The 24,543-nt window shown below is 72.3% G+C and carries 22 protein-coding genes; 12 read left to right on the top strand and 10 right to left on the bottom strand.

Features of this window, described 5'->3' with window-relative positions:
- Nucleotides 1-197: 197 nt before the first annotated feature.
- The 5 genes from ACF1A5_RS02505 (at nucleotide 198) to ACF1A5_RS02485 (ending at nucleotide 5,211) form a co-directional block, all read left to right on the top strand.
- Nucleotides 198-1,796 carry a hypothetical protein gene (locus ACF1A5_RS02505; RefSeq protein ID WP_392190949.1) on the top strand — a complete coding sequence of 533 codons (1,599 nt, stop codon included), beginning with the start codon at nucleotides 198-200 and terminating at the stop codon, nucleotides 1,794-1,796.
- Nucleotides 1,797-1,851: 55 nt separating this feature from the next.
- Nucleotides 1,852-2,430, top strand: coding sequence for a hypothetical protein (locus tag ACF1A5_RS02500; RefSeq protein WP_392190948.1), 579 nt, complete (start codon nucleotides 1,852-1,854; stop codon nucleotides 2,428-2,430).
- A complete protein-coding gene (locus ACF1A5_RS02495; RefSeq protein WP_392190947.1) occupies nucleotides 2,430-2,861 on the top strand; it encodes a DUF3592 domain-containing protein in 432 nt (143 codons plus the stop codon). The genes ACF1A5_RS02500 and ACF1A5_RS02495 overlap by 1 nt, the downstream gene beginning before the upstream one ends.
- On the top strand, nucleotides 2,861-3,301 hold the full coding sequence (locus ACF1A5_RS02490) for a hypothetical protein (protein ID WP_392190946.1): 441 nt from the start codon (nucleotides 2,861-2,863) through the stop codon (nucleotides 3,299-3,301). Before ACF1A5_RS02495 ends, ACF1A5_RS02490 begins: the two co-directional genes overlap by 1 nt.
- Before the next feature lie 215 nt (nucleotides 3,302-3,516).
- On the top strand, nucleotides 3,517-5,211 hold the full coding sequence (locus ACF1A5_RS02485; protein WP_392190945.1) for a chitinase: 1,695 nt from the start codon (nucleotides 3,517-3,519) through the stop codon (nucleotides 5,209-5,211).
- Between the two features lie 111 nt (nucleotides 5,212-5,322).
- Here the strand turns inward: ACF1A5_RS02485 and ACF1A5_RS02480 are convergent, their stop codons facing one another.
- The 5 genes from ACF1A5_RS02480 to ACF1A5_RS02460 form a co-directional block, all read right to left on the bottom strand.
- Nucleotides 5,323-5,931, bottom strand: coding sequence for a hypothetical protein (locus ACF1A5_RS02480; protein WP_392190944.1), 609 nt, complete (start codon nucleotides 5,929-5,931; stop codon nucleotides 5,323-5,325).
- A 121-nt stretch (nucleotides 5,932-6,052) separates the two neighbouring features.
- The gene (locus tag ACF1A5_RS02475) at nucleotides 6,053-7,528 is read right to left on the bottom strand and encodes a GntP family permease (protein WP_392190943.1); all 1,476 of its coding nucleotides are present in this window, start codon (nucleotides 7,526-7,528) and stop codon (nucleotides 6,053-6,055) included.
- 134 nt (nucleotides 7,529-7,662) lie between these two features.
- Entirely contained in the window at nucleotides 7,663-8,073 is a 411-nt protein-coding gene (locus ACF1A5_RS02470; RefSeq protein ID WP_392190942.1) for a RidA family protein, read from the bottom strand.
- Nucleotides 8,070-8,843 carry an IclR family transcriptional regulator gene (locus tag ACF1A5_RS02465; protein WP_392190941.1) on the bottom strand — a complete coding sequence of 258 codons (774 nt, stop codon included), beginning with the start codon at nucleotides 8,841-8,843 and terminating at the stop codon, nucleotides 8,070-8,072. The genes ACF1A5_RS02470 and ACF1A5_RS02465 overlap by 4 nt, the downstream gene beginning before the upstream one ends.
- On the bottom strand, nucleotides 8,840-9,919 hold the full coding sequence (locus tag ACF1A5_RS02460) for a sugar kinase (RefSeq protein ID WP_392190940.1): 1,080 nt from the start codon (nucleotides 9,917-9,919) through the stop codon (nucleotides 8,840-8,842). The genes ACF1A5_RS02465 and ACF1A5_RS02460 overlap by 4 nt, the downstream gene beginning before the upstream one ends.
- A gap of 135 nt (nucleotides 9,920-10,054) precedes the next feature.
- On the opposite strand from ACF1A5_RS02460, the gene ACF1A5_RS02455 reads away from it, so the two are divergent.
- Together ACF1A5_RS02455 and ACF1A5_RS02450 are read left to right on the top strand one after the other, a co-directional pair.
- Nucleotides 10,055-11,320, top strand: coding sequence for an amino acid deaminase (locus tag ACF1A5_RS02455; RefSeq protein ID WP_392190939.1), 1,266 nt, complete (start codon nucleotides 10,055-10,057; stop codon nucleotides 11,318-11,320).
- Nucleotides 11,321-11,330: 10 nt separating this feature from the next.
- Nucleotides 11,331-12,980, top strand: a complete 1,650-nt coding sequence (locus ACF1A5_RS02450) for an amidohydrolase family protein (protein ID WP_392190938.1) — start codon at nucleotides 11,331-11,333, stop codon at nucleotides 12,978-12,980.
- A gap of 221 nt (nucleotides 12,981-13,201) precedes the next feature.
- On the opposite strand, the gene ACF1A5_RS02445 is transcribed toward ACF1A5_RS02450, so the two are convergent.
- Nucleotides 13,202-14,062, bottom strand: coding sequence for a serine protease (locus ACF1A5_RS02445; RefSeq protein WP_392190937.1), 861 nt, complete (start codon nucleotides 14,060-14,062; stop codon nucleotides 13,202-13,204).
- A 149-nt stretch (nucleotides 14,063-14,211) separates the two neighbouring features.
- Nucleotides 14,212-14,898 carry a hypothetical protein gene (locus tag ACF1A5_RS02440; protein ID WP_392190936.1) on the bottom strand — a complete coding sequence of 229 codons (687 nt, stop codon included), beginning with the start codon at nucleotides 14,896-14,898 and terminating at the stop codon, nucleotides 14,212-14,214.
- A gap of 126 nt (nucleotides 14,899-15,024) precedes the next feature.
- On the opposite strand from ACF1A5_RS02440, the gene ACF1A5_RS02435 reads away from it, so the two are divergent.
- Both ACF1A5_RS02435 and ACF1A5_RS02430 read left to right on the top strand, forming a co-directional pair.
- Nucleotides 15,025-16,236 carry a pyridoxal phosphate-dependent aminotransferase gene (locus ACF1A5_RS02435; protein WP_392190935.1) on the top strand — a complete coding sequence of 404 codons (1,212 nt, stop codon included), beginning with the start codon at nucleotides 15,025-15,027 and terminating at the stop codon, nucleotides 16,234-16,236.
- A gap of 120 nt (nucleotides 16,237-16,356) precedes the next feature.
- Nucleotides 16,357-16,782: a hypothetical protein gene (locus tag ACF1A5_RS02430; protein WP_392190934.1), complete on the top strand. Its 426-nt coding sequence runs from the start codon at nucleotides 16,357-16,359 to the stop codon at nucleotides 16,780-16,782.
- A 237-nt stretch (nucleotides 16,783-17,019) separates the two neighbouring features.
- Here the strand turns inward: ACF1A5_RS02430 and ACF1A5_RS02425 are convergent, their stop codons facing one another.
- On the bottom strand, nucleotides 17,020-17,538 hold the full coding sequence (locus ACF1A5_RS02425) for a hypothetical protein (protein ID WP_392190933.1): 519 nt from the start codon (nucleotides 17,536-17,538) through the stop codon (nucleotides 17,020-17,022).
- A 562-nt stretch (nucleotides 17,539-18,100) separates the two neighbouring features.
- Nucleotides 18,101-19,924, bottom strand: a complete 1,824-nt coding sequence (locus ACF1A5_RS02420) for a phosphoenolpyruvate carboxykinase (GTP) (RefSeq protein WP_392190932.1) — start codon at nucleotides 19,922-19,924, stop codon at nucleotides 18,101-18,103.
- A 278-nt stretch (nucleotides 19,925-20,202) separates the two neighbouring features.
- Here ACF1A5_RS02420 and ACF1A5_RS02415 point away from each other — a divergent pair, with 278 nt between their 5' ends.
- The 3 genes from ACF1A5_RS02415 to ACF1A5_RS02405 are packed head-to-tail and all read left to right on the top strand — an operon-like array spanning nucleotide 20,203 to nucleotide 22,345.
- Nucleotides 20,203-20,916, top strand: a complete 714-nt coding sequence (locus ACF1A5_RS02415; protein ID WP_392190931.1) for a hemolysin III family protein — start codon at nucleotides 20,203-20,205, stop codon at nucleotides 20,914-20,916.
- Between the two features lie 25 nt (nucleotides 20,917-20,941).
- Nucleotides 20,942-21,580, top strand: a complete 639-nt coding sequence (locus ACF1A5_RS02410; protein ID WP_392190930.1) for a TetR/AcrR family transcriptional regulator — start codon at nucleotides 20,942-20,944, stop codon at nucleotides 21,578-21,580.
- A gap of 33 nt (nucleotides 21,581-21,613) precedes the next feature.
- Nucleotides 21,614-22,345 carry a Mut7-C RNAse domain-containing protein gene (locus ACF1A5_RS02405; RefSeq protein ID WP_392190929.1) on the top strand — a complete coding sequence of 244 codons (732 nt, stop codon included), beginning with the start codon at nucleotides 21,614-21,616 and terminating at the stop codon, nucleotides 22,343-22,345.
- A gap of 6 nt (nucleotides 22,346-22,351) precedes the next feature.
- Here the strand turns inward: ACF1A5_RS02405 and ACF1A5_RS02400 are convergent, their stop codons facing one another.
- On the bottom strand, nucleotides 22,352-24,382 hold the full coding sequence (locus ACF1A5_RS02400; protein WP_392190928.1) for a thioredoxin domain-containing protein: 2,031 nt from the start codon (nucleotides 24,380-24,382) through the stop codon (nucleotides 22,352-22,354).
- Nucleotides 24,383-24,543: the final 161 nt, after the last annotated feature.

Here is a 24,543-nt window from a genome sequence, read left to right as displayed (position 1 = left end):
GCAACTCTCCTTGCACAAGACACGTCAAACCAGGGCAGGACGAACATCCCGCGGGTACCCAAAAGTATGGGCCCGCGACGCACCGTTGACTCTGGGCCTTCGTTTGGGCCCCCGGGCCCACGCCTGAATCCCGCTCCCGCTCCTACGCTCGCCGTCCACGCAGGGGCTGTTGGCCGTGAGGCGGGAAGGGGTGCCGTGTGACGGGCGGGGGCGGCATACGGACGTACGGAGCCGGGACGGCCGGGAGACCCGAGCGGGGCGCGCGGCGCCGTGCGCGTCGCTTCGACGACCGCGGCGCGACCGGGACCGAGTACCTCGGGATGATCGTGGTCTCGGTCGCGATCGCGCTCGGCGTCTCCGCCACCGGTGTCGGCCGCACCGTCTACGACCGGATCAGCGCGGAGATCTGCAAGGTGACCGGCGGCGGATCCTGCGGGACGGACGGCGGCGACGCGGGCCGGCCGCTCACCGACGGGGACTACGAGCCGGCCCTGTGCCAGGTGTCGAGCGTGACCGACAGGGCGGGCTCCAAGGCGAAGATCCTGTTCTGGGAGATCGGCAAGGAGTACGGCTTCCAGGAGCAGCACCTCAAGGCGCACACGGACGTCAACCACGACGGCAAGGTCGACGACCGGGACGAACTCGTCTACCTCACCTTCACGGACGCGGCCTCGGTGGCCGCCAAGAAGGACTTCAAGCCCGGCATGAAGGTGGGCAGGTTCGGGATGGACAAGGTGGAGCTGGGCGCCGGGATCAAGGTGACCAACGGCGACACCTGGGCCTTCGAGAGCCCGGAGGAGGCGCGGAAGTTCCGCGACGACATCGAGAAGCTGGAGATGTACCGGATGCGGCGCGAGTCGCCGGGCGGCGCGGACGCGAGCCTCGGCGACAGCATCCTGTACCTCTTCGGCACCGGCCCGCTGAAGGACGAGGAGGAGACGGAGAAGAGGGTGAAGGACCACCTCGGCGACAACCGGAAGATCAGCTACGGCAAGGTGGGGCTGGAGGCCTCCGCGGCCGGCGGCCTGAAGATCTCGGCGGGTGACGAGAAGAAGCTGGGCGCCACACTCGGCGGCAACTTCAAGTACGCCCCCGACGTCACCTGGACCGACAACGCCTACAAGAACACCAAGTCGTACACGTACTCCTCGTCCATCGAGTACGGCACCAAGGTCGGCTACGAGGCGGGCCCGCTGGGCGGCGACTACTCCGCCTCCACCACGCAGACCGGCACCATCACCGTCACCTACGACAAGAGCACCGGCAAACTGATCCGCGTCGACATGACCCGCACCGTCGAGCAGGGCGGCCAGAAGGACGGCGCCAGGGCGGGCGGCGACAACGGGAAGTCCGGCGGCGACAAGCGCGGCGGCGGGGTGAGCGAGAAGGGCACGGACAGCGGCACCGGCATCGAAGTGGTCACCAACTCCGTCAGCTTCGACCCGGGCCCGGCGGGCGACCAGGACCGGGCCGTCGCCGAGCGGTGGCTGGACAGCAACAACGAGCAGGTCGCGACGCCCTTCCAGTACATGTTCGACGACCACGCGCCGACCAGGCGCCCCGGTGACGACGACCCCTTCGGTCGACTGATGTTCGACAAGGGCAAGTCGAGCCGGATGACCTACACCGGCGAGGTGAACGCCGCCGAGTACGGCTTCGAGCTGAACCTCGGGCTCAGCCTCGGCCTGTCGATCAGCACCGAGAAGAAGTCGGAGACGCTGACGGACGCGCAGTTCCTGGGCGCCCCCCGGGGAGACGGCCGCGCCTACCTGCCCTACAGCTACTGTGCGAACTGATCGGGATCGGGGAAGAGTCATGCCAGCCGATCGCCCCCGACGGGAGCCGCCACCGATGAACACCCGCCGTACCCATGGAGCCGTGGTCACGGGCCTGCTGACCGCGGCCGCCCTGACCCTGTCCGCCTGCGGGAAGGACGGCTCCGGCACGGCCTCCGTGCCCGACGGCTGGGGAACCCTCGACACCAAGGGCGTCTCGGTGTCGTACCCGAAGGGCCCGCAGGGCTTCACCGAGCAGAGCGCGGCCGGGCGCAGCCGGTACAACGCGGCCGCGGCGGTGCGGAAGCAGGACGCCCGGACGGTCTCCGTCATCACCGTGCAACTGGGCTTCACCAAGGCGGACTCGGCCGAGCAGGCGGCCATCGCCGCCGAGGCGGGCATCGAGATGGGGGCGAGGATCACCGGCGAGAAGGACGTGAGACCGGCCGGCGGCGCCGGGGCCAAGCGCGTCGACTTCACCTTCAAGGCCACGGGCGAGGACGGCGGTCCGCCCAGGGGCACGCCCGTGAAGGGCGTGATCGTGACGGGCCTGGACTCGCACGGCAGGACCTACGCCGTCCGCGTCGACGCGGCCCGCGGCGCGCTGCCGGCCGCGGACCTGAAGAAGATCGTCGACTCGGTCGAGGTGCACTAGTGGAGGTTCCCGGTGCCGGTCATGTGGTCCTGGGCCTGCTGGTGGCCCTCTTCGGCGCGCTGGCGTGGAAGTACGCCGGGCGGCTGCTGACGGTGGCCCGCGTCCTGCGGCGGGGTGTGCGCACCGGCGGCGAGTGCGTCCGCGTGGAGACGGAGCCGTACCACCGCTCCGACGCCACCCGCCACTGGTTCGCCTTCCACGCCGCCGACGGCACCCGCGTCGAGTTCGAGGACCTGGCGGGCTGGTCGATGACGGAGGGCACCCCGGTCACCGTCACCTACGACCCCCGGGACCCCGGGGGCACGGCGACCGTGGCCGGGCGGGACAGCTGGTCCCCGGTCCTGCAGGCCCTGGCGCTGACCGCGGGCTGCGGGCTGGCGGCGCTGGGCTTCTCGACGGTGCTGGTGTACCAGGTCCTGGGTGGCCGGTGATGGCGCGCCAGGGCTACGGAGCGCCCGCCGCCGGTCCCGGCTCGCAGATGTCCCTGGTGCGGTCCTGGGCGGCGGGCGTGGTCGTGCTGGTGGTCACGGAGTACGTCCAGATGTCGCTGCTGTACGCGCATCTGGTCGGCCCGCGAGGCGTGGGGTCGTTCGGCGCGGCCCTGCTGCTGGTGCATCTGCCGAACCTGGTCTGCGTCACGCTCGCCGTGTGGGCGGCGGCACGGGTGCATCCGGAGCCGTGGCGGGAGGTCCCGGTGCGGCACGCGGCGGCCGCGTGCGCGGTGCCCGCGGCCGCCCAGGTGCTGACGCTGTCGCTGCGGTGGGAGCGCACCGGCTTCGAGTCCCTCACCTTCTGGATGTCCACGGCGGTGCTGCTGACGGGGTGCGCGGCGGGGCTGCTCCTCGACCGGTGGCGGGAGGCGGGGGCGTAGGGGTCCGGCGCCGGAGAGCGAGCCCAAGGGGGTTACCGGGCTGGGGTGTTGGGGTGGACCGGCGGTGACCTGCGAGTTGGTCTGGACCTCTTGACAAGTCAATTGGTCTGGACCAACTTGTACGACCAGGACGACCTGACGGTGGCCACCGTCCGCTGCTCCTCCCCTCCTCTTCCCTCTCCCCCACGGAGGCCCCAGTGGACCGCGTACCAGCAATGCCCGGACGGAGACGGCTTCCGCGCGTCTGGTCGGGAGCCGTCACCGCGGCCCTCGCCCTCGCCCTCACCGGCGGCGGCCAGGCATCGGCGGCGGACGTCGACAACGCCAGGAACCCCGGCTTCGAGTCGGGCCTCGGCGACTGGACGTGCTCGGCCGGCAGCGGCACGACCGTCTCCTCACCGGTGCACAGCGGCTCGGCCGCCCTGAAGGCGGCGCCGGCCGGGCAGGACAACGCCCGGTGCGTCCAGACGGTCGCGGTGCGGCCCGGCGCCACGTACACGCTGAGCGCCTGGGTGCGGGGCGGGTACGCCTATCTCGGCGCGACCGGCACGGGCACCACGGACGTGTCCACGTGGACCCCGGACACGACGGCCTGGAAGCAGCTGTCGACGACCTTCACCACCGGCGCGTCGACGACGTCGGTGACCGTGTACCTGCACGGCTGGTACGGCCAGGCGGCGTACTACGCGGACGACGTGTCGGTCCTCGGGCCCGACGGCGGCGGGGGCGGCGACCCCGCTCCGGGCGTCCCGTCGGCACCCGGCGGCCTGGCGGTGACCGGCACCACCTCGTCGTCCGTCTCGCTGTCCTGGAACACGGTCCCGGGCGCCACCGGTTACCACGTCTACCGCGACGGCACCGAGGTGACGGCGGTGACCGGCACCTCGGCCACGGCGACCGGCCTGTCCGCCGCCACCTCGTACTCCTTCCAGGTCACCGCGGCCAACGCGGCGGGCGAGTCGGCGAAGTCGGCCACCGTGACCGGCACCACGGCGGCCTCCGGCGGCGGGGGCGGCGGGGCCGGGGTCCCGAAGCACGCGGTGACCGGCTACTGGCAGAACTTCGACAACGGGGCCACGGTCCAGAGGATCTCGGACGTCCCCGCCCAGTACGACATCATCGCGGTGGCCTTCGCGGACGCGACGGCCACGCCGGGCGCGGTCTCCTTCACACTGGACTCCGCGGGCCTCGGCGGCTACACGGCCGACCAGTTCAAGGCGGACATCAGAGCCGAGCAGGCGGCGGGCAGGAAGGTCGTCGTCTCGGTCGGCGGCCAGAACGGCACCGTGTCGGTGAGCGATCCGGCGTCGGCGGCGAACTTCGCCGACTCGGTCCACTCGCTGATGCGGACCTACGGCTTCGACGGCGTCGACATCGACCTGGAGAACGGCCTGAACGCGACGTACATGACGCAGGCGCTGCGGGCCCTTTCGGCGAAGGCGGGCCCCTCGCTCGTCATCACGATGGCGCCGCAGACCATCGACATGCAGTCGACGTCGAACGCCTACTTCCAGACGGCCCTGAACATCAAGGACATCCTCACCGTCGTCAACATGCAGTACTACAACAGCGGTTCCATGCTGGGCTGCGACGGCAAGGTCTACAGCCAGGGCTCGGTCGACTTCCTCACTGCCCTGGCCTGCATCCAGCTGGAGGGCGGCCTGGCCCCGTCCCAGGTGGGCCTCGGCCTGCCGGCCTCCACCAGGGGGGCCGGCAGCGGCTATGTGTCACCGACGGTGCTGAACAACGCCCTGGACTGCCTGACCAAGGGCACCGGCTGCGGCACCTTCAGGCCCTCGCGGACGTACCCGGACCTGCGGGGCGCGATGACCTGGTCGACCAACTGGGACGCCGCGTCGGGCAACGCCTGGTCGAACACGGTGGGCCCGCACGTGCACGCACTGCCGTGACCCGGGCGCCGTCGTCGGCGTACCGCGACCAGGGCCTTTCTTTCGGATCAGACCGGCTCCGGGCGACGGTGCCTTCTGAGGCGCGACCCCGGCAAGATCCGAAAGAGAGGCCTAGGCCTCCTGGCCGGCGGGCTCGGCCTCGGCTTCCTTGGGCTGCTCGCCGTCCCTGGGCGGCTCACCGTCCCGGGCCTGCTCGCCGTCCTCGAAGAACGCGTCGAGCACCGCGTCCAGTTGCGCCTCCCACTCCGGGAAGAGGCTCTTGGCCGTCGCCTCGATCTCGATCGGGTACCAGCGGCGGTCGGGGGTGTGCACGGTGACGGTGAACCGCTTGCCGAAGCGCGGCGTCGCCGTCTCGACGGCGCCGATCTCGTCCCAGCGGAACTCGCACTCCTGGTCGTCGAGGGTGAGCCGTACGCCCCTGCCGTCGGCGACGATTCTCGCGCGGCGGTCGGACGCCTCGAAGACGGGACCCTCGGGGGCCGCCTCCGGCTCGGCGGAGGCGGCCCCCGAGGGCGCCTCGGCGGAATCCTCGACGGACTCGGCCCGCTCCGGGGCCGCGCCCTCGCCGGGGGCGGTCTCCTCCGCGGCCTTCTCCCCGGGCCGCACCGGCACGGTGTCCTCCGGCTCCGCCGAGGCGGGCGAGGAGAGCCCGGGGATGAAGGCCGGGTCGAATCCGGCGCCCTCGAGGGGCTGGCTGCTCGAACCTATGCGCTGCTCCACGCGGGAAGTATGGACGATGTCCCTGTGCGGGCAACAGCCAACCCTCCTCCCCCGGCGCTCACCTCGGCCACGACCGCGCCCCGCGGCCCCGGGCGGCCGCGGGTCACGTCCGCGTCCCGGTCTACACGAAGACGCTCAGCACCGCCGCCACCGCGAACCCGACCACCGACAGCACGCTCTCCAGCACCGTCCAGGTCTTCAGGGTGTCGCGCTCGCTGATGCCGAAGTACTTGGCGACCATCCAGAAGCCGCCGTCGTTGACGTGCGAGGCGAAGATCGAACCGGCCGAGATGGCCATGATGACGAGGGCGACGAAGGCCTGCGAGTGGTGGCCCTCGGCCAGCAGCGGCGCCACGATGCCCGCCGTGGTCACGATCGCGACCGTGGCCGAGCCCTGGGCCACCCGCAGCACCACGGAGATCAGGTACGCCAGCACGATCACCGGCAGGCCGACGCCGTTGAAGGTGTCCGACAGCGCCTGCGCGACCCCGCTCGCCTTGAGCACCGCGCCGAAGACCCCACCCGCGCCGACCACCAGCAGGATGTTGCCGACCGGCTTCAGCGACGAGGTCGACACCGTCTCCAGGGACTTGCGGGACCAGCCGCGGCGGATGCCGAGCAGATAGTAGGCGAGGAGCAGGGCGATGGTGAGGGCCACGAACGGGTGGCCGAAGAACTCGACGACCGAGCGGAGGGTGGAGGGGCCGAGGGCGATCGAGGAGAAGGTCGCGGCGAGGATGAGCACCAGCGGCGTACCGATGATGCCGAGGACGGTGGCCGGCGGCACCGGCTTCTCGCGCGGTTCGACGCCCGCGGAGCGCTGCTCCTCGAGCACGGCGCGCCGGGCCTCGTCCGACGCCTCGACCATGTCCTGCGGCACGTCGACGAAGATGCGCCGGCCGATCCAGGCGGAGAACACCCAGGCGGCGAGCACCGCGGGGATGCCGCAGACGATGCCCATGAGGATGACCCAGCCGAGCTGCACGTGCAGCAGTCCCGCGGCGGCGACCGGGCCCGGGTGCGGCGGCAGGAAGGCGTGGGTCATGGACAGGCCCGCCAGCAGGGGCAGGCAGTAGAGCAGGATCGACTTGCCCGACCGCTTGGCGGCGGCGTAGACGAGGGGCGCGAGGACGAAGATGCCGACGTCGAAGAAGACCGGGATGCCGAAGATCAGACCGGTCAGGCCCATGGCGAGGGGGGCCCGGCGTTCGCCGAAGAGACCCAGCAGCCGGGACGCCAGCACCTCGGCGCCGCCGCTGACTTCGAGGATCGCGCCGAGCATGGTGCCCAGGCCGATGATGATCGCGACATGGCCGAGGATGCCGCCCATGCCGGCCTCGATGGTGGAGACCGCGTCGGAACGCTGGACGGTGCCGAAGAGCTCGGTGACCGACAGGCCGGCCAGCAGGCCGACGGCTATGGAGACGGCGAGCAGCGCGACGAAGGGCTGGAGTCTCGCCTTGATGATCAGGAAGAGCAGCAGGGCGATGCCGAGGGCGGCGACCAGCAGCAGTCCGGCGGTGCCGTCGACGAGGAGGAGCAGGCCACCGGTGTGCGGTGGCGCGGGCGGCGCGGGGGCGGCGAGCGGGAGGGACATACGGGGGTCCTCTGGGTAAGTACATGGAGCTTTCGGGCAGGGCGGGGCGCGGCACGGCACCCCACGGGGTGGGGGGCGCCGCGCCGTGCGGGCGTGCGGCGTGCGGGGGGTGGGGGTGAGAGACCGTCAGAAGCTCAGCCCAGTACGGCGAGCGCGTCGATCTCGATGAGGAGCCCGGCGGGGAGACCGACGTAGACGGTCGTGCGCGCGGCGGGCGGCTGGGTGAGGCCCTGCTCCTCGAAGTAGGCGTTGTAGAGCGCGTTCATCTCGGCGAAGTGGTTCACGTCGGTCAGATAGACGCGGATCATCATCACGTCGTCCCAGGTGGCGCCGCCCTCCTCCAGGATCGCCTTGACGTTGGCGAGGGTCTGGAGGGTCTGCTCGCGCAGGGTGGGACCGGTCGGCGTGGGCGGCTTGCCCTCCTCGGCGGGCAGGAAGCCGACCTGGCCGGCCACCTGGAGGATGTTCCCCTTGCGGACGCCGTGCGAGAACTGCGCGGGCGGGACGGTGTGGGTCTTCGGGGCGAGCGCGGTCTTCTCGGTCATGCGGTGTCCCTGTCTGGGTTCGGTACGGGGGTCCTGCCGGAGTACTCGCCGCTGATGGCGTCCGCGGTACGGCGCACCAGCGGGAGCAGGGCGAGGAGTTCGTCGGCGGTGACGACGACGTTCGGCGCGGACACCGACATCGCGGCGGCCACCCGGCCGTCGGCGCCGCGGACGGGGGCCGCGACGCAGTTGATGGACTCCTCGTGGCCGCCGAGGTCGGTGGCCCAGCCCTGTTCGCGCACCTTCTCCAGCTCGCGCAGGAAGGCTGCGGCGTTGGGCGTCGAACGGGGCGTGTAGGAGGGGTAGTCGAGCCGCTCCGCGACGGCGCGGCGCTCGGCCTCGGGCAGGTCGGCGAGCAGCAGTTTCGCCACGGCCGCGACGGTGATGGCGACCGGTTTGCCGATCCGGGAGTACATGCGCACCGGATAGCGGCTCTCGACCTTGTCGATGTAGAGGACCTCGTTCTCCTCGTACACGGCGAGGTGGACGGTGTGGCCGCAGCTCTCGTTGAGGCGGACCAGGTGGGGGTGGGCGATCTCGCGGATGTCGAGGTTCTCCATCGCCTCCTGGGCGAGGGCGAAGAGCCGGGCGCCGAGGCGGTAGCGCTGGTCGGACTGGCGGTAGACCAAGCCGTGTTCGTGGAGGGTGCGCAGCAGGCGCAGCGCGGTGGACTTGTGCACGCCGAGCCGGTCGGCGACCTGCCCGAGGTCGGCGGGGCCCTCGGCGAGCAGCGGCAGGATGCTCAGCGCGCGGTCGACGGTCTGGCTCATGACGGACGTACCTCCTCCTCGGCCCCCGGAGCGGTGCGCGTCCAGCCGGGGCCGAGTCGCAGTCTCCCCCACGCGCCCTCGTCCAGGGCGGCCAGACGGTCGGCGTGGTCGCGGGCAGGGGGCGCGGCGAGGTCGCCGGGGGCGGTGAGCGCGGCGGCGGCCGTCAGGTGCCCGTGCCGGAGGCGGTCGCGCAGCGGCAGGGCGCGCAGGGTGGCGGAGAGAAACCCGGCGGCGAAGGCGTCCCCGGCGCCCACGTGGGCGACGACGTCGACCTCGGGCGCCCGGACGAACGTCGTGGTGCCGTCGCCGGCCGCCGGGCCCGCGGTGGTCCGGCCGTACGCCGTCGCCCCGGCGCCGCCCTGCTTGACGACGACGACGTCCGGCTCGGGCAGCGCCTCCCGGACGGCCCGGCCGCCGCGCAGCCCCCAGGCCGCGCGCGCCTCGTCGTCCCCGACGAACACGATGTCCGCCCCGCGCGCCAGTTCCAGCAGCACGCGCGGCCCGTCGGCGTCCCGCCACAGTCCGGGGCGGTGGTTGACGTCGAAGGAGACCAGCGGGCGGCCGGGGCGGCGGGCGGTCAGCTCGCGCATCAGATCCAGGCAGCCGACGGAGAGCGCCGGGGTGATCCCGGACAGGTGCAGGACGCGGCCCGCGCGCACGGCGTCCAGGTCGACGGTGTCCACCGCCATCGCGGAGGCCGCCGATCCCGCCCGGTAGTACGCCACCTCGTGCGCGTCGGTGGCCCGGTCGCCGGCGGTGCGGAAGTAGACGCCGGTCGGCCGCGCCGGGTCGCGCCGTACGGCCGTCACGTCGACGCCGTAGGCGCCGATGGCCTCGATCAGGTGGTCGCCGAAGCCGTCCGTGCCGACGCGGCCGACCCAGCGGGCGGAGTGCCCGGCGGCCGCGAGCACGCAGGCCACGTTGGACTCGGCGCCGCCGATGGCCCGCGCGAAGGAGGGGACGTCGGCGAGGCGTCCCGGGCGGGAGGGCAGGAACGTGACCATGGACTCGCCGAGCGCCACGACGTCCACGACGTCCACGGCGCCGGGGCCGTTGCGGGGTCCGGTGGCGGTCACGATGCTCGTAGCTCCTCGGGTTCGGCGGCGGGCGGCCTTTTCGTTGACCCCGCGTCGGCCGAGATGTTAGACAGCGCACAACGATATACGCAATGGATGTTGCACATGATGCAACACACCAGATCAGGAGGCTCCATGGGCACCGAGGCGCTCGCCCGCCTGGCCGAGGAACGTGTCGACCACCGTTTCAAGGGCCTCCCGCCGGACGCCGACGGGCTGACCGTCGGCGAGCTGGCCGCCCAGCGCCGCAACCTCTTCACCGGCGGCTTCGCCACGCCCGTGCTCGCCCTCTCCGCCGAGCGCTTGGAGCACAACCTGCGTCTCATGGAGACCTACGCCGCCCGGCACGGCCTCGCCTTCGCCCCGCACGGCAAGACCTCCATGGCCCCGCGGCTCTTCCAGCGCCAGATCGAGCACGGCGCCTGGGGCATCACCCTCGCGGTGCCGCACCAGGTGCGGGTGGCGCGGGCCTTCGGCGTCGAGCGGGTCTTCCTCGCCAACGAGGTCGTCGACGGGGCCGCGCTGCGCTGGATCGCCGCCCAACTCGCCGCCGACCCGGCCTTCCGCCTCGTCACCTACGTCGACTCCGTGCGCGGCGTGGAACTGATGGACGCGGCGCTGCGGGGCGCGCGGCGGCCGGTGGACGTCGTGGTGGAGCTGGCCGCCGGCGAGGGCGCCCGGACCGGTGTGCGCACGGAGGCGGAGTGCGCGGCCGTCGCGGACGCGGTGGCCGCGACGCCGGCCCTGCGGCTGGTCGGTGTCGCCGGGTACGAGGGCGAGGTGCCGCGGGCGGACCCGGAGCGGGTGCGGGCCTGGCTCGGCCGGCTGGTGGCGCTGGCCGTGGACTTCGACAAGGCGGGCCGGTTCGCCGGCCTGGACGAGATCGTCGTCAGCGCGGGCGGCAGCGCCTGGTTCGACGCGGTGGCCGAGGTGTTCGCCGGGATCCCCGAACTCTCCCGACCCGTGCTGAAGCTGCTGCGCTCCGGCGCCTACGTCTCGCACGACGACGGCCACTACCGGAAGCTGACCCCCTTCAACCGGGTGCCCGAGGAGGGCGCTCTGGAGCCCGCGTTCCGGTTGTGGACGCAGGTCGTCTCGCGGCCCTCCCCCGAGCAGGCCTTCGTCAACGCGGGCAAGCGGGACGCGGCCTACGACCTCGACCTGCCCTTCGCCCAGGTGGTCCGCCGGGACGGCGCCGAGCGCCCGGCCACCGGCATCACCGTCACCGCGCTGTCCGACCAGCACGCCTGGCTGCGCACCGAGCCGGAGGCGGACCTGGCGGTGGGCGACTGGGTGGGCCTCGGGCTGTCCCACCCGTGCACCTCGTTCGACAAATGGCCGCTGATCCCGCTCGCCGAGGCGGACGGCACGGTCGTCGACTACGTCCGCACGTTCTTCTAGGAGGCGCCGTATGGATCCGGTGGAGCTCGCCGACTTCGCCGACCTCGTCGTCCGGGACGCGGAGGTCGTCGACGGCACCGGCGCGCCCTCCTACCGCGCGGACGTGGCGGTCCGGGGCGGCAGGATCGTGTCGATCGTCAAGGAGGCCGCGGCCGCGGGCTGCCAACGGCCGCGGGCGAGAAGGGAACTGGACGCCGAGGGCCTGGTGCTCTCCCCCGGGTTCATCGACATGCACGCGCACAGCGACCTCGCCCTGCTGCGCGACCCGGACCACAGCGCGAAGGCCGCGCAGGGCGTCACGCTGGAGGTCCTCGGACAGGACGGGCTGTCGTACGCGCCGGTCGACGAGCGCACGCTGGAGGAGGTGCGCCGTGCCATCACCGGCTGGAACGGGTACGGCGAGGACATCGACTTCACCTGGCGCTCGGTCGGCGAGTACCTGGACCGGCTCGACCACGGCTTCGGCGGCGAGGGCATCGCGGTCAACGCCGCCTACCTGGTCCCGCAGGGCACGGTCCGCGCGTTCGCCGTCGGCTGGGAGGACCGCCCGGCCACGCCCGGGGAGCTGGCCCGGATGCGGCGGCTGGTCGCCGAGGGGCTGGAGCAGGGCGCCGTCGGGCTGTCGTCCGGGCTGACCTACACGCCCGGCATGTACGCGCCGGACGCGGAACTGACCGAGCTGTGCCGGGTGGTGGCCTCCTACGGCGGCTACTACTGCCCGCACCACCGCTCCTACGGCGCCGGCGCGCTGGAGGCGTACGCGGAGATGGTGGCCCTGACCCGGGCGGCGGGCTGCCCGCTGCACCTCGCGCACGCCACCTTGAACTTCGGCCCGAACAAGGGCCGGGCGCCCGAGCTGCTGGCGCTGCTGGACGAGGCGCTCGCCGTCGGCGCCGACATCACGCTCGACACCTACCCCTACACCCCCGGCTGCACCACCCTGGCCGCCCTGCTGCCGAGCTGGGCGAGCGAGGGCGGCCCCGAGGAAGTGCTCAGGCGGCTCGCGGACGAGGAGACCGCGGCGCGGATCCGCCGGGACCTGGAGGTCACCGGCTCGGACGGCTGCCACGGCGTCCCCGTGGAGTGGGACACGGTCGAGATCTCCGGGGTCGCCGATCCGGCGCTGGCCGAGTACGTCGGCCGCACGGTGCGGGAGTCGGCGGAACGGCGGGGCGAGGAGCCCTGGACGACCGCGCGCCGGCTGCTGGTGGAGGACCGGCTCGGCCCGACGATCCTCCAGCACGTGGGTCACGAGGAGAACGTACGGGCCATCATGCGCCACCGGGTCCACACCGGCGGCTCCGACGGCATCCTGCGGGGCGCCAAACCGCATCCGCGCGCCTACGGCACCTTCCCGCGCTACCTCGGACGGTACGTGCGGGAGCTGGGAGTGCTGTCGCTGGAGGAGTGCGTCGCGCACCTCACGGGGCGCCCGGCGGCCCGGCTGCGCCTGCCGGACCGGGGGCTGGTGCGTGAGGGGTACCGGGCCGACCTGGTCCTCTTCGACCCGGCCACGGTCGCGCCGGGCTCCACGTTCGAGCGGCCGCGGGCACTGCCGACGGGCATCCCGTACGTGCTGATCGACGGCCGGTTCGTGATCGAGGACGGCCGGCGCACGGGCGTACTGGCGGGGCGGGCGGTGCGCCGCACTCCGGCGTGAGGGGCGGGCCGTGCGCCGCATCCCAGTGTGAGGGGCCGGCCGCTCTGTCGCGCTCCAGGGGCGGGAGCGGGCGGTCCGCCTCGCTCCGGTGGGACGGGGGGCGGTCCGCCTCGGTCGGGTGGGACCGGGGGGAGTCCCCCTCGGTCGGTGGGACGGGAGGCGGGCGGCCCGCCGCGTCGCGGTGCGACCGCCCGCCCCTCTCCGGTCCCGGTCGGCGGGCCCTACGGCTTGGGCAGGGTGCAGCCGCTCGCGCTGAGGTTCAGCTTGTTGCCGGCGCCGAAGCACGCCGCGATCTGGTACGTCTCCTCGGCGTAGTTGATGCCCTGGCGGACGGTCACGTTGCCGCTCTCCTCCACCTCGCACGGGTTGTTGACGGTGCAGGACTCGCCGTCCTCGTTGCCGGTGTTGTTGACGGCGACGACCTTGCCCGTGGCGACGTCGACGACGGGCGAGCCCGAGGTGCCGCCGATGGTGTTGCAGGCGGAGGTGTAGCGGACCGAGTCCTTCCAGGTCCAGTCGCCCTCCTTCAGGCGGTAGACGAAGCCGTCCACGTTGCAGCTGTAGATCCGCTTCCAGTAGCCGGAGACGACCTTGATGGCGCTGCCGGCGACCGGGTGCGTGTCGCTCATGGTGAGCGCGCTGATCCCGTACGAGCTCTTGATCTGCGCGTAGCTGCGGGTGAGCTGGTAGATCGTGACGTCCGTGTCCGTCATGGTCGAGTAGGCGACCTTGCTCGCGCGGAGCGTGCCGACCCGCGTGCCGGCCGAGTTGAGCAGGCCGAAGGAGCGGCTGGAGGCCTGGTCGACGACGACCTCGCCGGGCGCCGGGAAGCCGGTCTCCAGGCAGTGGCCGTTGGTGAGCACCAGGGCCGGGTCGCTGTCGGCGGAGCCGGGGAAACGGATCACGGAGCCGGAGCAGTTGCTCAGCGAGACGGTGCCCGCGAAGTCGACGGCCTGGATCGCGGGCGCGGTTCTCGTGGTGGCGTGGGCCTGCGCGGCCGTCGTCGGCGCGGCGACCGCGGGTGCCGCTCCCGCCCCGGTGATCACCAGGGTCGCGAGGGCGGCAAGGAGAGGCTTGTTCATGTGGGGGTCCCCTCTTGAGACACGGGCGACCGGAGATCTTCCGGCCGCCTGTCTTGTCATGCGCATTGTGATGGCGCGAGGGGTGCGCCACAAGAAGACGTCAGCGGTCCGCGGAGGCGGACCGCCCGTCAACAGGGCGGATTCGTCCGCTACTTGGGCCCTTTGGTGCCCCTGCCGAGCCCCCTGCCGGGCGGGTCCCCGGAGGGGGACGACGCGGCGGTCGAGGTGGGCGCGGTGGTGGTCGTGGCGCTGGCGCCGGAGGACGTCGGAGAGGGAGAGCCGCTCCGCCTCTCCGCCGCCGACGCGCTCTGCGAGGCATCGCCGGCCGTGCTCGACGGTGCGGCGCCCGAGGTGCTGCCGGCCTCCGGTGCGCCACCGGCCGGAACGGACGACGACCCCGGGGAGCCGGTGGGGGCCTCCCCCGGCAGGGTGACGCTCCGGGCCGAGGGCCCCGTACCGCCCCGCTCGTCCTCCGTCCCGCCCGACGAGGACATGGCGGAGAACCCGGCGATCACCGCGAGGGAGACGGCCCCCACCGCCCCGGCGGCGAGCAGCACGCGTCGGGACCGGCCGTCACCGCCCCGCTCCTTCCTGCGCCCCCGGCGCCCGCCCCGATGGCCCTGACGGTCCGCACCCGGTCCCGCGAACTCGCCGTCCGGCACGGAGGGCAGTTCGCACGTCTCGTCGTACGCGTTCTGCCAGCCGTGGGCGGTCGCCGGGTCGGTGTACTCGTCGTACACCGGAGTGGCCGCGGTCTGCGGGTGGTACACGTTCGGCGCACCCTGGGGCGCCCCCTCTGCGGGCGGCACTCCGTGGACGTCGGGAGGCATGGACATGGCCGGAAAGTCTAGGCGCTGCAGGGGTACGAGAGACAGCTACTGACGATAACCACTCATTCCGACGCGTCTCACGTGGCGGAAAACACCACCCAAGGAGCGTTACCCGGCCGTAAGCTCCCAAGCATGCAGGTGATCCAGTCGACGAAGCTCGCCAACGTCTGTTACGAGATCCGGGGCCCGGTGCTCGAGGAGGCGATGCGGCTGGAGGCTGCCGGCCACCGCATCCTCAAGCTCAACACGGGCAATCCGGCCGCGTTCGGCTTCGAGTGCCCGCCCGAGATCCTGGAGGACATCCTCCGCAACGTGTCGTCGGCCCACGGCTACGGCGACGCCAAGGGCCTGCTGGCCGCGCGCCGCGCGGTCGTCATGCACAACCAGACCCTCGGCATCGAGACGGACGTCGAGCACGTCTTCGTCGGCAACGGCGTCTCCGAGCTGATCGTGATGGCGATGCAGGGGCTGCTGGACGACGGCGACGAGGTCCTGGTACCGGCGCCGGACTACCCGCTGTGGACGGCCGCGGTCTCCCTGTCCGGCGGCACGGCGGTCCACTACCGCTGCGACGAGCAGTCGGACTGGATGCCCGACCTCGCCGACGTGGAGCGGAAGGTCACCGACCGCACCAAGGCGATCGTCATCATCAACCCGAACAACCCGACGGGCGCGGTCTACGACGAGGCGGTGCTCAAGGGGCTGACCGACATCGCCCGTCGGCACAACCTGCTGGTCTGCTCGGACGAGATCTACGACAAGATCCTCTACGACGGCGCCACGCACACCCCGACGGCGGCGGTCGCCCCGGACCTGCTGACCCTGACCTTCAACGGCATGTCGAAGGCGTACCGGGTGGCCGGCTACCGGGTCGGCTGGATGTCGATCTCCGGGCCGCGGGCGCACGCCGACTCCTACATCGAGGGCCTGACCATCCTGGCGAACATGCGCCTGTGCGCGAACATGCCGGGACAGCACGGCGTGGTCGCGGCGCTCAGCGGGCGGCAGACCATCGGCGACCTGGTGCTGCCCGGCGGGCGGCTGAAGGAACAGCTGGACGTCGCCTACGAGCTGCTCACCCAGATCCCGGGCGTGAGCTGCGTGCGGCCGAAGGGCGCGCTGTACCTCTTCCCCCGGCTGGACCCCAAGGTGTTCAAGATCAAGGACGACCGGCGGATGGTCCTGGACCTGCTGCGCCAGGAGAAGATCATGGTCGTCCAGGGCACCGGCTTCAACTGGCCCGAGCCGGACCACTTCCGGGTCGTCACCCTGCCCTCGGTCGGGGACCTGCGCGACGCGGTGGGGCGGATCGGCAACTTCCTCGAAGGCTACGGCCAGCCCTGACGCCCCCTCCCGGCCCGGCCCTCACACTGGGTGTCCCTACGGTCCGGTTCCGCGAACCGGCTCAACTTTAGACGAGTTCCAAGCTAGGATGGCTTCCGTCAGCGCACAGGAGGCCATCCCATGTACGAGCCGATCCGCACCAAGTCGGTCCACACCACGATGGCCGGCGCCCCCTCCGACTTCCCCCACCGCTCCCGCGAGGAGGAGCTGGACATCCAGCTCGCGGGGCACCTCGCGGCGCTGCTCGCCGTCACCGACGAACTGCGCGCGCTGACCCCGTCCGCCGACCTGGACGCCGCCGCCGAGCGGCTGGCCGGACAGGTGGCCCGGCTGCGGGGCGGCCACGCCCCGGCCCGCGCCTCGTCGGCCGCCGTACGGGAGTCCGCAACACTGCACCGGCAGGCGCACGCGCTCGCCGGCCGCGCGCTCGTGGTGGCCGCCTCCCGGGCCGACACGGCGGTGGCGATCCTCGCGGCGGAGCGCATGGACGCGCACGCCGCCGCTGCGGGCGAGCCGCAGAAGCTGAGCGGCGCCGCCCCCTGGTAGTGCTTCGCCGGTTCCGGTTCTGGCTCTGCTCGTGGTGAGTGGCCGGCCGCACGTGGCGCAGGTGCCGGTCCGGCACTTCGGCGGTCCGGCGGGCAGCGAGGACGTCACCCGGCGACCTCGGGGCGGACCCCCCGAAACGGCGGACGGCGTCCGCGAGGCCGAAGCCCCGCGGACGCCGTCGCGCCTTCTTCCCGACGAAGCGGACGGGCGCTGCCGCACGGCCGCTCGCGACGGGACTCAGACGCCCGGAACCCTCGCGCAGACGACGTAGGCCGCGAGAGAGGCCCCCGCGGGAAGAACGGCGTCGGCGCGGACCGACCACGCGTCGGGCGCGGAGTCGATCGGACGGCTCTCGATGACGTTGACGGCACCGAGGTTGCTTGCGATGTACCCGCCGCCGGTCACCTCGTCGTTGTTGTCGGCGCAGGTGGCAACCGACGTCGCCCCGAGGATGTCGGTGGGGCTGAGCGGGGTGGGGTCCACCACCGTGTAGGTGTCGACCACTCCGGGCGGGCCCTGAGGACCCTGCGGGCCCTGCGGACCCTGCGGACCCTGAGGACCCTGCGGGCCGCGCGGCCCCTCCGGGCCCCTGTCACCGCGCGGTCCGTCGGACGCGCTGGGGATGTTCAGGACCATGTCGCCGTCGGCGGCGAAGGCCGAGGCGGTCGGGACGACGTTGAGGGCCAGGGCAAGGGCGCCCACCACCACCGTCGCGGCGACCTTGGCGCGCGAACTGCGAGTCGTTCTACGGCTCACCAGAGAACCTTCCTCACGAACTTGGAGGGACCTGACCGCAAGCGGCGCACTCGTGCGCTGAATTCGCCCGCTGCCAAATCTCCGTCGGTACGAACAGCGCAATCTTCACTCTTCGTATCGAAAAGAACGCGAGGCACTCTGGTGTCATATGCAGAAGATCACCCGTGTGGTCCCAAAGCAACCGAGGGCGACCCCAGGCATGTCAGCTGAAGAACACCACCCGGATCACGAACACCGCCGAGACCGGCAGGACGAGGGTCGTACCAGGTCAGGAAGCCGGGCGGCGCGACTCGTCGGGCCGACGCCGCGGGGGGCAGGGGTCAGCTGCGTCTCCACCGGACGCGGGGCGGTGAGTCACCGTCTTCCGTCATGCCCCCGCCACTCCGCTCCCGGAGCAACTCCGATCGCCCGCGCGGGCTTCGCCGCGCCGTCGCCCGAACCGGGAAGGCAGGGTGCGCACGTCGTTGTGCACACCCTGCCTCCCGGGTTCGACGCCGCGGCCGGCCCGAGCGACATCGCAGGTCAGGGCAAGTCGGGGCCGGCCGCGGGGCTTGCGCGATCCTCAGCCCAGGCGCTCGACCAGGGCGTGGTACTGGTCCCACAGCTCCTTGGGCGTGTGGTCGCCGAAGGTGTTGAGGTGCTCGGGGACCAGGGCGGCCTCCTCGCGCCACACGTCCTTGTCGACGGTGAGCAGGAAGTCCAGGTCGGACTCCGACAGGTCCAGGCCCTTGGTGTCCAGGGCGCCCTTCGCCGGCAGGACGCCGATCGGGGTCTCCACGCCCTCGGCCTTGCCGTCCAGGCGCTCGACGATCCACTTCAGCACGCGGCTGTTCTCGCCGAAGCCGGGCCAGACGAACTTGCCCGCGTCGTTCTTGCGGAACCAGTTGACGTAGTAGATCTTCGGCAGCTTGGACTGGTCCTTGCCCTTGGCCACCTCGACCCAGTGACCCATGTAATCGCCCATGTTGTAGCCGCAGAACGGCAGCATGGCGAACGGGTCGCGGCGCAGTTCGCCGACCTTGCCCTCGGCGGCGGCGGTCTTCTCGGAGGCGACGTTGGCGCCGAGGAAGACACCGTGGTTCCAGTCGAAGGACTCGGTCACCAGCGGCACCGCGCTGGCGCGCCGGCCGCCGAACAGGATCGCCGAGATCGGCACGCCCCGGGGGTCCTCCCACTCGGGCGCGATGATCGGGCACTGCGAGGCGGGCGTGGTGAAGCGGGCGTTGGGGTGCGCGGCGGGCGTCCCGGACTCCGGGGTCCAGGAGTTGCCCTTCCAGTCGGTGAGGTGGGCCGGGGTCTCCTCCGTCATGCCCTCCCACCAGACGTCGTTGTCGTCGGTGAGGGCGACGTTCGTGAAGACCGAGTTGCCCCACAGCGTCTTCATCGCGTTGGCGTTGGTGTGCTCACCGGTGCCGGGCGCGACGCCGAAGAAGCCGGCCTCGGGGTTGATCGCGTACAGGCGGCCGTCCTCGCCGAACCGCATCCACGCGATGTCGTCGCCGATGGTCTCGACGGTCCATCCGGAGATCGTCGGCTCCAGCATGGCGAGGTTGGTCTTGCCGCAGGCGCTCGGGAAGGCGGCGGCGACGTACTTGGACTCGCCCTGCGGCGGCGTGAGCTTGAGGATCAGCATGTGCTCGGCGAGCCAGCCCTCGTCGCGCGCCATGACGGAGGCGATGCGCAGGGCGTAGCACTTCTTGCCGAGCAGCGCGTTCCCGCCGTAGCCGGAGCCGTAGGACCAGATCTCACGGCTCTCGGGGAAGTGCGAGATGTACTTGGTGGAGTTGCACGGCCACGGCACGTCCGCCTGGCCGGGCTCCAGCGGGGCGCCGAGGGTGTGCACGGCCTTCACGAAGAAGCCGTTGTCGCCGAGCTCGTCCAGCACCGGCCGGCCCATGCGCGTCATCGTGCGCATGGACACCGCGACGTAGGCGGAGTCGGTGATCTCCACGCCGATCGCCGACAGCGGGGAGCCGAGCGGGCCCATGCAGAACGGGACGACGTACATCGTCCGGCCCTTCATGGAACCGCGGAAGACACCCTGCTCACCGGTGAAGATCTCCCGCATCTCGGCGGGGGCCTTCCAGTGGTTGGTAGGACCGGCGTCCTCCTCCTTCTCGGAGCAGATGAAGGTCCGGTCCTCGACGCGGGCGACGTCCGTCGGGTCGGAGGCCGCGTAGTAGGAGTTGGGGCGCTTGATCGGGTCGAGCTTGCGGAAGGTGCCCTTCGCGACGAGCTCCTCGCACAGGCGCTCGTACTCGGCCTCGGATCCGTCACACCAGACCACGTTGTCCGGCTGCGTCAGTTCGGCGATCTCGTTCACCCACGAGATCAGTTCCTGGTGCTTGGTGGGAATGACGGGGGGAGCCGCGATGTCGCGCGCCACGATCGCTCCTAAATGAGGGGTTTTTGTCTTGTCGCCCCGTGGGGGCTGCGACCCGGATGCTTCGTAGCCGCTCATCCGGTGCCGACCGCACTCATTTGATCATCCGACGAGAGTGCCCATCTGTCCAGAGGGCGTCACAGGTGAGCAACGTGAGGAACGCCACGGTTACCGTGATTCTTTGCGTCCACGTTGGGTTCAGCTGGAAGAATTTTTGCGTTCCGGCCGGTCACGGACCGCACTGATGGGCCACTTACGGTGGCGTAGGTACCATGCCGTCCATGACTGCGTCCGCCTCCGACGCGCCTCTGGACCCGCCGGCCGCCGGCCGCGGTCCGGTCGCGCTCTCCCTGCCGCACCCGGTCAAGCCCAGGCTCCGTGGCTGGCTGCACCTGGGCATGTTTCCGGCCGTGCTCGTCGCCGGGCTGGTGCTCACCGCCCTGGCCGATTCCACGCGCGGTCGAATCGCGTGCGGGATCTACGCCCTCACCGCCTGCCTGCTCTTCGGCGTCAGCGCGCTGTACCACCGGGGCAACTGGAGCCCGCGCATGGACGGCGTGCTGCGCCGCCTCGACCACGCGAACATCTTCCTGATCATCGCGGGCACCTACACGCCGCTCACCATGCTGCTCCTGCCCGGCGCCAAGGGGCAGTGGCTGCTGTGGGGCATCTGGGCCGCGGCCGCGGCGGGCATCGTCTTCCGCGTCTTCTGGGTCGGCGCCCCACGCTGGCTCTACACCCCCTGCTACATCGCGATGGGCTGGGCGGCCGTCTTCTTCCTGCCGGACTTCATGCGCACGGGCGGCATCGCCGTCCTGGTCCTGGTGGTCGTGGGCGGCCTGCTGTACAGCGCGGGCGGTGTCGTCTACGGCATCAAGCGCCCCAACCCGTCACCGCGCTGGTTCGGCTTCCACGAGGTCTTCCACACCTTGACCCTCGCCGCCTTCGTCGTCCACTACGTCGGCATCTCCCTGGTGGCGTACCAGCACGCCTGATCTCGGCCCCGGCCGGTGCCGGACAATGACCTCCATGACGGCCCCCCGCACCACCACTCCCGCCGGCCCCGCGCAGCCGGGCCTGCGCGAGCGGAAGAAGATCAAGACCCGTGAGGCGATCCGCGCGGCGACGTACGCCCTCGTCGAGGAGCAGGGGTACGACGCCACGACGATCGAGCAGATCGCCGAACGGGCCGAGGTGTCGCCGTCGACCGTCTTCCGGTACTTCCCGACCAAGGAGGACATCGTCCTCACCGACGAGGACGACCGGGTCCTCGTGGAGGAGCTGCGCGCCCGCCCCGCGGACGAGCCGTGGACGGAGTCCGTCCGCCAGGTGCTGCGCCAGGCCGCCGGCCTCGGTGTCGGGACGGACCCCGGGCCGGCGCGGCTGCGCACCCGGCTGATGGTCGAGGTGCCCGCGGTGCGCGCCCGGATGACGGAGAGCATGTCGGTCACCGGCCGTATGCTCTGCGCCGCCATCGGTGAGCGCACCGGCAGCGACCCGCACGGGCTGGAGGTGCGGGTCTGGGCGATGTCCCTCATCGGCGCCCTGATGGAGACCTCCCTGTACTGGGCCGAGCACGGCCACCGGGAGGACCTCACGGACCTCGTCGACCGCGCCCTCACCGTCCTCGAACACGGCGTCCCGGCCAGAAACACCTGAGGCGCCGGCCGCCGTCCGTGCCATCCTGGCCGGGTGAACGGTCCCGAGATCCTCGTCGGCTTCGACCCCGGCCTGCGCCTGTTCGTCCCGCACACCCGGCGGGGCGGCGCCACCCCCATCGTCACCGACGGCCTCTCGACGCTCGGCCACGTCGTGGAGTCCCTGGGCGTCCCGCTCACCGAGGTCGGCGCGCTGGTGGTGGACGGCCACGAGGTGCCGGCCTCGCACATCCCGGCGGCCGGCGAGACCGTGAGCGTACGCGCCGTGGAGCGCCCCCAGGAGGTCCCCGGCGCGCCCCTGCGCTTCCTCCTCGACGTCCACCTCGGCACGCTCGCCCGCCGGCTGCGGCTGCTCGGCGTCGACGCGGCCTACGAGTCCACGGACATCGGCGACCCGGCCCTGGCCACCCGCTCGGCGGCCGAGAAGCGGGTGCTGCTCAGCCGCGACCGGGGGCTGCTGCGCCGCCGCGAACTGTGGGCGGGCGCCTTCGTCTACAGCACCCGCCCCGCGGACCAGCTCCGCGACGTCCTCGACCGCTTCCGTCCCGAGCTGCGCCCGTGGACCCGCTGCACCGCCTGCAACGGGCTGCTGCGGCAGGCCACCAAGGACGAGGTGGCCGACCGGCTCGAGCACGGCACGCACCGCACCTACGACGTCTTCGCCCAGTGCCTCGACTGCGGGCGCGCCTACTGGAAGGGCGCCCACCACGACCAGCTCGTGGCGATCGTGGAGCGCGCCCTCGCCGACTACGCCGACCACGGCTGACGCGCCTCACCCGCTCAGCGCGGCACGCAGTCGCTCCGGGTCGCTGGTCGGGGCGTCACAGGTGAAGTTGCGGCAGACGTACGCGGTCGGCTCACCGCCGGCGAGCGGCCGCTCGGCGAGCAGCGGGAACTCGTCGCTGTCCGGAGTCCCGTAGGCGACCACCGCGCCGGGCGCGGTGCCCAGCAGCGCCGTACGGTGCAGCGCCTTCGCCGCGGCGTCCTGCTGGGACGGCCCGACCACCGCGACCTCGCGCGGCCCGTCCAGCAGCGCCTCGGCGACGGCCAGCCCCCAGCCGACGAAGCGCGGAACCCGCGGGCCGAGGGCCGCGACGACGCCCGACGCCCGCTCGGCGGCGGTGCGGTGGGCCTCGGAACCCGTGTGGGCCGCGTACCCGAGCAGGGCGCCCGCGGCGGCGGTCCAGCCGGAGGGGGTGGCGTTGTCGGTGGGGTCCTGGGGCCGGCGGATCAGTTCCTCGGCGTCGGCGGCGGTGTCGTAGAGGGCGCCGGACTCATCGGTGAACCGGGTGAGGACGTGGTCCAGGAGCAGGCCCGCGAAGTCGAGCCAGACGCCCTCACCGGTGACCGAGGCCAGGGCGAGGAAGCCCTCGGCGACGTCGGCGTAGTCCTCCAGCACGCCCGCGTTGGCGCCGGCCCGACCGTCCCTGCTGGTGCGGGACAGTCGCGCCTGCTCGTCCAGGTGCAGCCGGACCAGGAGATCGGCCGCGCCGACCGCTGCCTCGACCAGGTCCGGGCGGTCGAAGTAGGCGCCGGTCTCGGCGAGGGCGGCGATCGCGAGCCCGTTCCACGCGGCGACGACCTTGTCGTCGCGCCCCGGGGCGGGCCGCCGCGCGCGGCTGTCGAACAGCCGGCGCCTGATCGAGGCGACCCGCTCCGCGTCGGACACGCCCTCCCCCTCCGGCAGCCGGAGCACCGAGGAGCCGTGCTCGAAGGTGCCCTCCTCGGTCACGCCGTACCAGCGGGCGGCGAGTTCGGCGTCGTCCTGCCCGAGGACCTCGCGGAGCTGGTCCGGAGTCCAGACGTAGTACGCCCCCTCGACGTGCCTGCCGGTGCCGTCGTCGCTGTCGGCGTCGAGCGCGGAGGCGAACCCGCCCTCGTCCGTGCGCAGTTCCCGCACCATGAAGTCCGCGGTCTCCAGCGCGACACGGCGGGCGAGCCCGGAACCGGTGGCCCGCCACAGATGGGCGTAGACCCGGCACAGCAGGGCGTTGTCGTACAGCATCTTCTCGAAGTGCGGCACGACCCAGTCGCGATCGACGGAGTAGCGGGCGAAGCCGCCGCCGAGCTGGTCGTAGATGCCGCCGCGGGCCATGCGCTCACAGGTGTCCCGCGCCATCTGCAGGGCGCCCTCGGAGCCGGTGCGGGCGTGGTGGCGCAGCAGGAACTCGATCACCATCGACGGCGGGAACTTGGGCGCGCCGCCGAACCCGCCGCGCTGCGGATCGTACTCGCGGGTGAGGCCGAGCAGGGCCTGGGCCAGCTCCTGCTCCCCCGGCGCCCGGGTGCCGCCGTGGGTCAGCTCGCGCCCGGCCAGGTCCCGCACGATCTTCTGGGCGACGTCGGTCACCTCGTCCCGGCGCGTGGCCCAGGCCTGGTGGACGCCCTCCAGGACCTGCCGGAAGGAGGGCATCCCGTGGCGGGCGTCCGGCGGGAAGTACGTGCCGAAGTAGAAGGGTTCCGCGTCGGGCGTGAGGAAGACGGTCATCGGCCAGCCGCCCTGCCCGGTGGCCGCCTGCACGGCCTCCATGTAGACGGCGTCGACGTCCGGGCGCTCCTCGCGGTCGACCTTGACGCTGACGAAGTTCTCGTTCATGACGGCCGCGGTGGCCTCGTCCTCGAAGGACTCGTGGGCCATCACATGACACCAGTGACAGCTGCTGTACCCGACGCTCAGCAGTACGGGGACGCCACGCCGCCGCGCCTCCTCGAAGGCCGCGCCCGACCAGGGCCACCAGTCGACGGGGTTCTCGGCGTGCTGGAGCAGGTAGGGGGACGTCTCGTGGGCCAGTCGGTTCGGCATACCCCCATCCTGCATCACCGGCCGCGCACGGGCACGGAACGTGATCGCCGCCCGGCCGCCCCCGCCGGCCCCTCCCCCGGGCCCGGACGGGCCGGGCCGGTCGTCGGGGCCGAGGCGTTAATCACCGCCCTCTCGCGCTCGCGTCCGTGCCGAAGGACACT

The organism is Streptomyces sp. NPDC014864 (assembly GCF_043081525.1).
GTDB lineage: Bacteria > Actinomycetota > Actinomycetes > Streptomycetales > Streptomycetaceae > Streptomyces.
This window is presented reverse-complemented; position numbering and strand designations above follow the sequence as displayed.